The organism is Actinomycetota bacterium (genome assembly GCA_030682655.1).
Lineage (GTDB): Bacteria > Actinomycetota > Coriobacteriia > Anaerosomatales > JAUXNU01 > JAUXNU01.
Genome location: JAUXNU010000217.1, coordinates 1 through 10,788 on the forward strand (window position 1 = coordinate 1; position 10,788 = coordinate 10,788).

The window sequence follows — 10,788 nt, forward strand, 5'->3', positions numbered from 1 at the left end:
GGAATAGGTGTTCGGCTTCAGCCGTTACAGTGTTCGGCTTGCGGCGTTACCGTGTTCGGCTTCGGCAAGAACGGTGTTCGACTTCGACCGGAATACGCAGAACGAGCCAACCTCACCTGCCGAGGACCGCCAGGCGTTTGCCGAGGTCGTTGCGTGCCTGGTGGCATACAACTTCGGCGAGGACGGGCGCGTCACTCCGAAGTCGTGCTTCAAAGGCTTCGAGGCGTACTCGTTCGGTCAGAAGAAGGCGGCCTCGGCGTTCGCCACCGCGCGAGTCGCTGTGGCCCTGCGCCGTGTGAGTGCGGTGGCCGCAGAGGCGGCGGCTGTCGACGTGCTTGCGCTCGGAAGCGCCAAGGGCGGGACGGGCGTGGTCGTCGGGCCGTGAGGGGTGAATGCCGACATGGGGCGGGGTAGCACGCACCGTCAACCGCCAGTCGGGCTGCAGAACTCCGCATACTTTGCTAAACCTCGTAGTCGGAGGCACGCATCAGCTCTGCACCGAGAGCGATCTGTTCCGCGACGGAGACACGGAGTACTACTAGCAGTGCAGACTTGATCCCAGACATGCGACCACCCCAGCTATCCGCTTGCGCGGAAGAGCTCCCTGAGCTCTTGTCACCGGGGTGGAACCTTTGCGGTTTGAGTATACCTACGACGCCGAGGAATGACCACGCGCGTCCGGGCAACTTCGACAACTTCGACAACGCTGCCGAATCTGAGACTCAACGCGGTCACCCGCTCAGGGCACCAATGAATTCCCGGACAACGGCGACGGCCTCATTCCGGAGTCGCGCATCGTAGTCGGAGGCACGCATCAGCTCTGCCATCTACATCTTCAGGACGGTTCCCCGGAGGAACTCTGCCTGTTCCTCCCCTCTCCGTGGGTCGTCGAGAAGGTCAGCGTACAGTCTCAGCGGATTGGCCACCTGGACGCCCTCGACGGTGCGATGGGCGAAGAGGGGAGCGTCGTTTCGTGCCTGGAAGACAGTGACGTTTCCGCCTTTCTCCACAGGTTCGGCCCCCAGGGCGTTGACGACGGCGGCCTGGCCGACCGCCGGACCCACCCAGACCTCGCACCGACGAACATCGGTCACATGTGGGGCGACCAGCAAGGCAGCGCAGGCGCCCGTGATCGCGTGGTCGATACCCGCCCCGGAGAGGCTGCCGGAGATCCGACGGGCCAAGTCCACCGGGCCCTGTGTGTGGATGAAGGTGGTCAGGAGCCTGTGTCGTTCGCGGCCCGCCTCCTCCACCCAGCGATCGAGGACCTCGCCCTTGTCTACTATGCGTCGGCGCTTCCGTGGCCCGCTTCCCTCAACCTCGATCAACTCCAGTTGCTCGAGGCGCTTGAGAGCGGTCTGTGCTGTGCCGGCAGCCACATCGGCCTCTCTAGCCAGATCTGTGACGCGCCACCATTCGCGATCGTCGAGCAGCATCTCCTGAACGGCGATACCCGCCTTGCCTCCGAGGCCCACTCCCGTTGTCGGCTTCGCGTCACGGCCAACCGTTCTGTCCTGGCGAATCGCTACGAACGGCTCCTGGTTGCGGAACACGAACTGTCGATCGTCGAGGTAGTTCACGCCTGTCTCGCGCAGGATATCCATGGCGCCAGTAGTGAAATGAGTGGCCACGTAGGTGGCTGCAACGCAAGGAGCGCTCTGCTCGAATGGGTGGGCCAAGGCATTGCGGACCTCCTGCGGACGGCCGTGGCCCGCGCTGATCGGACGCACCTCTATCTCATGGTCCTGTCCGAGCCAAACGCGGACGCAGTCAGGACCGGCATCCACTCGGTCGAAGCCAGCCTCACGAAAGGCGGCCTCAAGGTTCTTCGCTGTCTTCTTGGGCTTCGGCATAATTCATCCTGCAATCTATATTCATGGCGGACATGAATATGGTCTATACGCTGAATATTAGACACCGCGACCGAATGGAGTCAAGTGGGATGTGAGCGACGCGCGAGCGACGAACTCGGGCGCTAGGTCGTCCCTTGACGCCGCTTCAAGTTCAGCTAGACTAAACATATGTCCAGCGAAACGGAATATACGTCCAGTCTGAATGAACTTGCGTTTCATGCCGCCGAGACCCCGACGTCACAGGAGCGTGTGTTCGGCCTGCTGCTCGATGAGGCCGGCGACGAACTCACCGAGGCCCAGGTTCGCGAGATGCTGGACGTGCCCAAGTCAACGGTCCATGTTGCCCTGGCGGCTCTCGTTCAAGACCAGCTCGTGGCGTCGCGCAACGTTGGGCGCACCAAGCTCTACTGGGTCGACACGGATGACCCACTCATCAAGACGCTCAAGATCGCGCAGGCGATCCGTCGGGTGCGCACAGCCATCGCCCCTGTGCGGGACAAACTCGACCTGGCAATCCTCTACGGAAGCTCGTCGCGGGGCGAGAACCGGTCCGGAAGTGACGTGGACGTGCTCGTGGTTGCCGATGATGCCGAGTCGGTCATGGTCGAACTCGCGCAGCACCAGTGGCTTCAGCCGGTCGTGTTGACGCCCGAGTCGCACATGCAGCTGATCGCTGAGGCAGGCACGTTCGCTTCGGAGGTCGCCCGGGGCATCACGGTCTTGGAGCGCCGGTGAGCGAGTTCGAGAAGTGCCTCAAACGTGCCCCGTGCACAAGACGCTCGGATGACATATATGCTTGACATATATGTCGCCACGCGCGTATGTTCGCGGCATGAAGAAGACGATGATGTATCTGCCAGATGACCTGCATCGCTTTCTGGTGCGCGAATCCGCCGAACGGGGGGTCTCGATGGCCGAGATCGCACGCGAGGCGATCGGCGAGTACAGAGCACAGCGCGAAGAGCAGGTGCACCGCGGTGTCCAGGCGATCTTCGGCGTGTTGGCCGATGATGACGAAGCCACGGACCTCGCGCTGACGATCGATCAGACTCTCGCCGAGTACTTCGGCGAGGGCGGCGCTTTCGAGGTGGGCGGCTGATGCGTGCCCTGGTCGACTCAAGCGTCTTCATCGCGGCAGCCCGCGCGTCGGAGACACATCACATGCGGGCGCGAGCCGCACTTGCCGAGCACGGCGGCGACGGTCTTGCGACACCCGTCACGATCCTCGCTGAGACGATGAGCTTTATCGGCGCGCGACTTGGTACTGACCAGCAGCGTCGGTTCTGGGACGCCTTCATGGAATCCGGCATCGAGATCATCGGCGCCGATGACGAGCTGCTCCGGATGGCCCGGGATATCGATCGGCGCTACGCAGATCTCGCCCTCGGTTTCGCTGACTGCACGCTTCTCGCGGCATGCGAGCGCGAGCGTGTCGCGGTGGTTCTGAGCTTCGACACCCGCCTGACGGCGTACCGTCCGACGTTCGCCCCGGCCATCGTACTGCCGGGGTAGCGGGCGCGACTGTTCTGGGTGCGTCTACGCAGGTGACGGTGTCGCGCAAACTGCTCGACTGGCACGGTGAGACCATCTTCCGCGTGTGAAGCTGCTCGCGGCTTGTTCTACAACTCCGTGTACTTCGTCCGGCTGCCGCGTGCCTTGTGCTGCGGGTACTTCGTGTCGTTCTCCGCGAGCTTGGCGTTGATGGCGGCTTCGAGGTCCACGCCGGTCTCGTGCGCTGTCAGAACGCAGTAGATCACGATGTCCGCGAGTTCGCGCTCGATGTCACCGCGACGGGCCGCGACGTCGTCGGCAAGCGTGGAGTCGCTGCTCCACTGGAAGACCTCGAGCAGCTCGCCGGCCTCGATCGACACCGAGGCCGCCAGGTTGCGCGGGGAGTGGTACTGCTTCCAGTCGCGTGCGTCACGGAAGTCGACAACGCGTTGTGTGAGGTCGTCGAACATGGGTCAGTCCTCCAGAAAAGTCTCGGCGGGGGCTTCAGCAGCGAGTGGGGCAGGTGCGGGTGAAGGCGAGTACTCGACGCGCGGCAGGTTCTCCCGCAGATGCTGCGCCAGTGCACGGTCGGTGCAGAAGACGTAGCAGCCCTTGAGTCCACGCGTCATGAGCACGCGATAGGTGTTGCGGATGATTTCGTCGGCGATGCGCTGGGCGCGCTCGGGGTCCTCGCGGGCGATCGACTTGATGCCCTTGAGCGACTGATCGCTCTTCGCGCGTCGGGTGTAGTCGGTGATCACGCGTCCATTCTCGAAGCGCATGTCGTCGCCGATGATGACGCCGACGTAGTCGAACTCGAGCCCCTGCGACGTGTGGATGCAGCCGATCTGTTCGATCGAGCCGTCGTCAATCGCCCATGTGTCGGTCGACTTGAGGTTCCACGACCGCGAGAACCCATGCTCGGGCAGCGCGATGTCGTGATGGTTCGGGTTGGCCTTCGTTGCGGTCGGCCACTCCCAGCAGTACCCGGCGACGACACGTGAGCGATTACGCTCCGCATTGCGCTCGCGAACAGCCTCCATCAGTGCGTGCGGGTCGTCGAAGACACGAAAGTCGTAGTCGATGTAGGTCGGCGTCTCCTCGACGGGCGCGATGTCCAGAACCTCATCGAGCCAGTCCAGGTACGAGTCCGAGCCGTTGCACCGGAACTGCGAGAGGAGTTCGGCCTCCCACAGTCGTGCGCCCGAGCGCTCGGCGAACGTGCGAATGTCGGTGACGGTGCCGGCGTCCTTGATGGTGACCCGCTGGCTTTCGTCGATGAAGAAGACCGAGAAGCGAGCGGCGTCGATGAGTTCCGCCATCTGGTTCTCGCCCTCGTTGCCGTAGAAGCCCGACTTCTCGTTCAGCCGATGGGCCTCGTCGACAACGACGGCGTCAAGCGAGTCCTTCTGCAGGTCGTAGAAGCCACCGGGACCGCGAAACAGGCCGTTGATGTAGGTCATCGTGCGGTCGCCCTCGCGAAGAAGGGCAGAGTACATGTTGCGCGGGGCGCTGTTCTTCGACACGTACTGGCAGACCGTGTCTTCGGCGGTGAGGCGGACGAGTAGGTTGATCGCGACCACCGACTTGCCGGTTCCCGGGCCACCGCGAACGATGAGCACGTGCTTCTCGCCCGTGTCGCGCGAGCGCTTTGCCAAGGAGAGCGCGGTCTCGAAGATGACCTTCTGGTCGTCGATCATGACGAACTCGTCGTTGCCCTCGAGCATGCTCGACAGCGCATCCTGCAAGGACTTCGACGGGCGGAGCCGCCCGGATTCGATCTCGTAGAGGATCTGGCCGTTGTCCGCGCGGGTGATGTGGCGGCAGATGAAGTCGCGCAGCTTGAGGACGTCGCCCCGGCAGAACACGGGTGCCTTCTCGAGGTAGTCCGCGTAGCGGGGGTCGAGAAGTGGGTCGTCCGTGGGAGCCATGCGGTAGTTGTGGAGGTAGGCGCAGGGCTCAAGGCCGATCTGCGCGTCGCGCACGGCCTCGTTGTAGTCCTCGATCATGCGCGCGTAGGACCACGCCTGGTATGAGGGATGGGTGACTTCGCGGTTCGCACCTGCGACGAAGGTCCGCACGATTCCGTCACGATCGTCGACCGTTTCGACCTGCTGCCACTGCTTGAGCTCGATGATGATGGCGGACTCGCGCTCGCTATCGTCGCGGCCGGTCAGCAGGAAGTCGACGCGCTTCTCGGTGTAGGGGACCTTGAACTCGATTGCGACCCCGCAGCCGTCCGGAATCTCGGGCGCGTTGAGCACCTTGTACATGTACTCCATGGAGTTGCGCCAGGCGACGACCTCGCGCGGGTTCGTGCGATGGAGGCGCTGTTCGAAGGCCGCCGTGATGCGCTCGACTATGGCGTCCTGGACGACGTCGTCGATGAACTCGGACTTGAGGGCCTGGTAGACGAGCATCGGTAGCTCCGGTCAGGAGGCACAATTCGGCTGGGACAAGGATAGCAGGGCAACGAGGTGGGAGTATCTGAGTGCCAGCCGCTCGGGCCAGCGCTACACAGGCAACGCCAGATGCTTCGGTCGACGTGAAGATTCGCAGCTAGCATGCCGATACAGGCATTCGGGGGAGCTCTTGGGAGTATTGCTCCCTGTGCACCACGAGGGGGATGCATGGACTTCGACGCGGCGAACGCCATCGGGCAGCAGGGCGAGGAGGCTATCTCGCGGGAACTGCAGGTGCTCCAACAGGAGTATGGCTTGCAGTTCCTCCACGACGTTCTGATTCTGGATTGCAAACAGACCGCACAGATCGATCACATCGTGGTCGATACGTACGGGGTTCTCGTGATCGAAGCGAAAGTGCGGACTGGCGCCCTCATCCTTGGAACCGACGTCGAGAAGAAGTGGACAGCCTGCTACCCGGGGAAGAAGCACAAGTCATTCCAGAATCCACTCGCCCAGAACCGTCAGCACGAGGCGGTGCTCAGGAAGGCACTGAAGGAATGCGGTGAGCCGGTGGATGCAGATCACGTGAAGAGCGTGGTGGTCTTTTCCGGCGCCAACACGTCGGAGCTCGACCTGAGCACGCTCGAAAGACAACGAGTGATCGACGTCTCCGAGCTTCGCCGGTTCTTCCAGCAGCGCCATGACTTCGCTATCACCACGGCACTGCCGGAAGTGGAACAGGTGCGCATGCTAGCCGCGATTCGCGGAATGGATCGATCAGGCGATCCGGATGCCCTGCGGCGACATGTGTCTGGGCAGCCGTACCATCGAACTCAGCCGTCCCGCTCAGAAGCGCCGCGCGCACCAGCGCCGATCATGCCGTCCTCGTGGCAGCAGGCGGCAACTCCCATTCCTGTCCGGACGGAGTCCCGCTTCGGACGGCGTCTCAAGGCGGTGCTTTGGGACCTTACAGTTCGAGTCGCGGCGATTGGAGTGCTAGCCCTGGTCTGGTGGTGGTTCTTCATGGGCCCGGGGTCCCCTTGGTTGAGTGACTTCCTGACATCAGGCTTCAAGTCGACGTCAGCGCAAGTCGCCGAGCCTGCTCCTGCGGCGACGCCGACCAGGCCGCCGCTCGACCAGGCGAAGTCTGCTCTGGCGGACAGGTTCCCTGACATCTACCCGAAAGTTGCCAACATCGATTCGCCCGTAGTTGGCACCAAGAATGGCTACTGGACGTACACGTGGGAGTACGTGGTCAAGTCAGCCTACAACGCGGCCACCGTTCGACAGATCACCCTGCTCCTCAATGATTCGGGAGAGGTCACGGGGTTCGAGAAGGAGTAGGGTCGGCTGTCTGCCTCGAGTGACTGCGATGCCATGCTGTTGCTGCGAGTTCGCGGTTGATCCTGTCACACGCAACCTCTACAATGTGAGCGCACCATCGAGCCAGCTATCACATGGAGCGCGCACAGAATGGCCGCCACTTCCTCATTTAGGGTCGCAGAGCTCTTCGCAGGTGTGGGAGGTTTCCGTCTCGGCCTTCAGAAGAGCGGCTGGTCAGTTGTCTGGAGCAACCAGTGGGAGCCGTCCATGAAGGCCCAGCACGCATCGGACTGCTACGTCGACCATTTCGGTTTCGAAGGTCACGTATGCGATGACATCGCAAAGGTGGTCAAGCGTGCGTGCTCGGAAGACGTTCCGGACTTCGAGCTGCTCGTCGGTGGATTCCCGTGCCAGGACTACTCGGTAGCCAAGCCCCTATCACAAGCGGCGGGCATTCGGGGCAAGAAGGGCGTTCTGTGGTGGTCCATCTACGAGATGCTCGCCCTCAAGCGGCCGCCGTTCGTTCTGCTTGAGAACGTGGATCGGCTTCTGAAGTCACCGGCCACGAAGCGTGGTCGCGACTTCGCCATCATCCTGTCTTGCCTCGCCCAGCTCGGCTACGTAGCCGAGTGGAGGGTCGTGAACGCAGCCGAGTATGGATTCCCTCAGCGTCGGCGACGTGTCTTCTTGTACGCGCACCTGCTCGACCATTGCGGCTACCGGTGGAAGCCCGTCAAGCGCATGTTCTTCGATGGCGTGATGGCACAAGCGCTGCCCGTATCGCAGGCGGGCATCACGACGAGGACCGAGGCAGAAGGAGAGAAGCCGGAGCCTGAGACGGTGCTTCTCGACGCCGACCCCTATGTTGTGAGCGAGACCTTCGGCGAGGGGCTCAAGAAGTCCCCATTCGAGAACGCTGGCGTCATGATCGAGGGCCGCGTGTGGACCGAGCAGGTCAAGCCAGTGTGGCGTGGCAAGAAGCACACGCTGGGAGAGGTTGTCGCCAAGACAGAGAACGTGCCCGAGAACTATTTCATTGCCGAAGACCGGGTTGACACGTGGACATACCTCAAGGGTGCCAAGTCCGAGCCGCGCGTCGACAAGAAGACCGGACACGAGTACCGCTACTCCGAAGGCGGCATGGTCTTCCCTGACCCACTTGACCGGCCCGCCCGGACGATTCTGACCGGGGAAGGCGGCACCTCGGCATCACGGTTCAAGCATGCGATCGAAGACCCTGCAACTGGCAGACTGCGTCGTCTTGTTCCCGAGGAGCTTGAGGAACTGAATGGCTTCCCTCGAGGCTGGACCGACACGGGAATGAGCGATGGACGACGTGCGTTCATGATGGGGAACGCGCTCGTGGTCGGGGTCGTGGAACGCATCGGCCGGGAGATCAAGAGAGAGGCAGAGGACTGCCTCGAAGAGAGGGCGAATCGGGATGCCCAGCAAACTGGGACCGATACCTGAGCCGACCTCCGCGGCCGTCTCGCGATCCATGAAGGGCAATCGCGGGAAGGACACGAAGCCCGAGCTCGAACTGAGGCGACTGTTGCGCGAGGCGGGCTTCCCAGGCTACAGACTCCACTGGAAGAAGGCCCCTGGGCGTCCGGATATCGCGTACCCGGGGCGGGGAGTGGCCATCTTTGTGAACGGCTGCTTCTGGCACCGCTGCCCGCACTGCCAGCCAGGGGAGCCAAAGTCACATTCTGAGTTCTGGCGTCGGAAGTTCGAGCTGAACCAGGAGCGCGACGTGCGCAAAGTGCGCGAACTGGAAGAAGTCGGCTGGACCGTCGTCACGGTGTGGGAATGCGAACTCGGGGACCGTCCGGGTGAAGCGGTGGACAGAATAGCGACAGCGTTGTCTCGCTAGGTGTCCTTCTCGCCGGCAAGCTGTTCTGCGATGTAGGAACCGTTGAGCCAGAACGACTTCCGCACGACGTAGCGTCCGGTGGGCGTCGGCAGGGTGTCTGTGCTGTCCCTTCCATGCGGACGAACGTGGCACGCTCGGTTCTCTGACTTCTTGGGCAGGTACTCCGCCTTGTCTTCCATGATTCGGTCGATCGTCTGCTCGAAGCACGTGCGGCCGTAGGTGTCGACATCGGAGATAGGCATCGTCCAGAACTGAGTGCGCACGAGGGTCGGAATATCGTCCCTATCGAGTTGATAGATAGCGAAGAGGAATCGCTTGGTCAGATCGATGCGCAGGTCGGAGTCCTCCCAGTCCTGCTGAACGAGGTCCATGTACTGGAAGGCTGGGAACGAGATGTCCTCTTTGGGTTTCCCGCTGGGCTTGAGGCGCATCGTCTTGACCGTGATGTCGGCCTTCTCGAACTCGGCGATCTTCTTGTCGGCCGCGACACCCAGGATGTGTTGGGTGAGCACCGCGTAGAAGTTCTTGGCTCCACGCTTGGCTTTCACATCCAGCCGAGCGGCGATCTCGTCGGCGGTCAAGCCGATATGTGGTCGGAACCGCTCATGCACGATATCTTCCAGCGTCTTGCCGGCTTTGAGTTCTTCGGCGCTCGCGAATGATTCGATCTTGTCGGCGAGGCCCGCTTCAATCACGGTGTTCATGTAGCTTTGCTTGAGTGAAAACGCGCGAGGCTTGGCGGGGGTCGTCGAGTGGGGCTGACGGCGTCGGTCGGTGCCCTTGGCGCCCTTGGTGCATGCGGCCAGGTAGTTCGTGTCGCCTTCGGACAGCTCGTGGGCCTTGCCCTCCCGAATCTTGGCGACGATGGTCTCCCAGTCGTCGCGGATGACCTCGATGTCCTCCTCGGGGAACTCCCAGAGCCGCGCGATCTTGATGACGTAGTCGATGTCGAGAACGTCTTCTTCCCAGAGGTAGTGGATGAGCAAGATGAGGGCGTTCTTCCTGAGGAACGAGCTTGTCTGCCACGACTCCTCGGCGACCTTCATGTAGTCGATCATCCCGAGCACGAGCCGTTCCTTGGCGACGTAGCGCTTCTTGCTCTGGCGCTTCATGGGCGTCGCCTTGAGCTCCACGTTGGCTTCCTCGAAGTCCGGCGTCGGGCGGTTGCCGCCGTCGATTCCGAAATACTCCTTCTCGAGGATGTCGCCGAAACGGCCCTTGCCGGTCTGTGCAGTGATGGTTTCGGCGTCCGGGAGCATCTCGCGCAGACTGTGCCCGATGAGGCGCTGCGCATACCGCTCGATGTCGTCGGGGTCGGCCTGGTCGTACGGCAAGGGCTGTGAGGTGCCCATACGTCTCCTCGGCGCTTCTGACTCAACGTAGGACCAAGAGTAGTCCCAATGGCCGAGGGTCGCCACTCCTCGGCGGCGGTCAGGTCGCGTTTGGGTATGGGTTGGACGAGCTCGCTAGCCTCCTCTGGGGAGGTGAACGAGAGGCCGTGCAAGGCGCAGGCTGTAGTCACGGCTGGCCGCATCCGAGGTGTCCAACACGATGATCGCCCACTTGAAGTTCGTCGTTGAACAGCATGCTGAGTGCTACGTTGCGTATCCCCTTGGGATGCGCGGCTCCGTGGTGGGCGAGGGTGCCACCGCGGAAGAGGCGCTTGCCGATACTCGCTCCGCAGGCTATCGCGGCTAGATCGCTAGTTCTCGGATTCCTAAGTATTAGCGCGTAATCCGTGGCTCTCGGACATGGTACCATCTCCGTGAGGAGAGGAGGTGCCATGTCCAGAAGAAGCCCGTACGTCATCGAACTCAGCGAGGAAGAGCGTCGGGTCTTGGAG

General features: G+C 62.4%; 12 protein-coding genes. 8 read left to right on the top strand and 4 right to left on the bottom strand.

Features of this window, described 5'->3' with window-relative positions; translation table 11 throughout:
• Positions 1–73 precede the first annotated feature (73 nt).
• Complete coding sequence (locus Q8K99_14835; GenBank protein MDP2183822.1) at positions 74–385, top strand: hypothetical protein; 312 nt, start codon at positions 74–76, stop codon at positions 383–385.
• A gap of 442 nt (positions 386–827) precedes the next feature.
• Here Q8K99_14835 and Q8K99_14840 read toward each other — a convergent pair whose 3' ends face one another.
• Positions 828–1,853, bottom strand: a complete 1,026-nt coding sequence (locus tag Q8K99_14840) for a hypothetical protein (protein MDP2183823.1) — start codon at positions 1,851–1,853, stop codon at positions 828–830.
• Between the two features lie 168 nt (positions 1,854–2,021).
• On the opposite strand from Q8K99_14840, the gene Q8K99_14845 reads away from it, so the two are divergent.
• The 3 genes from Q8K99_14845 to Q8K99_14855 all read left to right on the top strand — a co-directional run bounded on the left by Q8K99_14845 (position 2,022) and on the right by Q8K99_14855 (position 3,365).
• Complete coding sequence (locus tag Q8K99_14845) at positions 2,022–2,588, top strand: nucleotidyltransferase domain-containing protein (protein ID MDP2183824.1); 567 nt, start codon at positions 2,022–2,024, stop codon at positions 2,586–2,588.
• 97 nt (positions 2,589–2,685) lie between these two features.
• Entirely contained in the window at positions 2,686–2,952 is a 267-nt protein-coding gene (locus Q8K99_14850; GenBank protein ID MDP2183825.1) for a CopG family transcriptional regulator, read from the top strand.
• The gene (locus Q8K99_14855; GenBank protein MDP2183826.1) at positions 2,952–3,365 is read left to right on the top strand and encodes a type II toxin-antitoxin system VapC family toxin; all 414 of its coding nucleotides are present in this window, start codon (positions 2,952–2,954) and stop codon (positions 3,363–3,365) included. Before Q8K99_14850 ends, Q8K99_14855 begins: the two co-directional genes overlap by 1 nt.
• Before the next feature lie 107 nt (positions 3,366–3,472).
• On the opposite strand, the gene Q8K99_14860 is transcribed toward Q8K99_14855, so the two are convergent.
• Complete coding sequence (locus tag Q8K99_14860; GenBank protein MDP2183827.1) at positions 3,473–3,814, bottom strand: nucleotide pyrophosphohydrolase; 342 nt, start codon at positions 3,812–3,814, stop codon at positions 3,473–3,475.
• Between the two features lie 3 nt (positions 3,815–3,817).
• Entirely contained in the window at positions 3,818–5,764 is a 1,947-nt protein-coding gene (locus tag Q8K99_14865; GenBank protein MDP2183828.1) for a DUF2075 domain-containing protein, read from the bottom strand.
• A gap of 210 nt (positions 5,765–5,974) precedes the next feature.
• On the opposite strand from Q8K99_14865, the gene Q8K99_14870 reads away from it, so the two are divergent.
• The 3 genes from Q8K99_14870 (at position 5,975) to Q8K99_14880 (ending at position 8,945) form a co-directional block, all read left to right on the top strand.
• Positions 5,975–7,093 carry a nuclease-related domain-containing protein gene (locus Q8K99_14870; protein ID MDP2183829.1) on the top strand — a complete coding sequence of 373 codons (1,119 nt, stop codon included), beginning with the start codon at positions 5,975–5,977 and terminating at the stop codon, positions 7,091–7,093.
• A gap of 129 nt (positions 7,094–7,222) precedes the next feature.
• Positions 7,223–8,542 (top strand): DNA (cytosine-5-)-methyltransferase, encoded by a 1,320-nt coding sequence (gene dcm, locus Q8K99_14875; protein ID MDP2183830.1) that lies wholly within the window; start codon positions 7,223–7,225, stop codon positions 8,540–8,542.
• A complete protein-coding gene (locus Q8K99_14880; protein ID MDP2183831.1) occupies positions 8,514–8,945 on the top strand; it encodes a very short patch repair endonuclease in 432 nt (143 codons plus the stop codon). The genes dcm and Q8K99_14880 overlap by 29 nt, the downstream gene beginning before the upstream one ends.
• On the opposite strand, the gene Q8K99_14885 is transcribed toward Q8K99_14880, so the two are convergent.
• The gene (locus tag Q8K99_14885; protein ID MDP2183832.1) at positions 8,942–10,297 is read right to left on the bottom strand and encodes a Sau3AI family type II restriction endonuclease; all 1,356 of its coding nucleotides are present in this window, start codon (positions 10,295–10,297) and stop codon (positions 8,942–8,944) included. The two genes, Q8K99_14880 and Q8K99_14885, sit on opposite strands and share 4 nt — an antisense overlap.
• 199 nt (positions 10,298–10,496) lie before the next feature.
• Between Q8K99_14885 and Q8K99_14890 the strand changes: the two genes are divergently transcribed.
• On the top strand, positions 10,497–10,643 hold the full coding sequence (locus tag Q8K99_14890) for a hypothetical protein (GenBank protein MDP2183833.1): 147 nt from the start codon (positions 10,497–10,499) through the stop codon (positions 10,641–10,643).
• Positions 10,644–10,788: the final 145 nt, after the last annotated feature.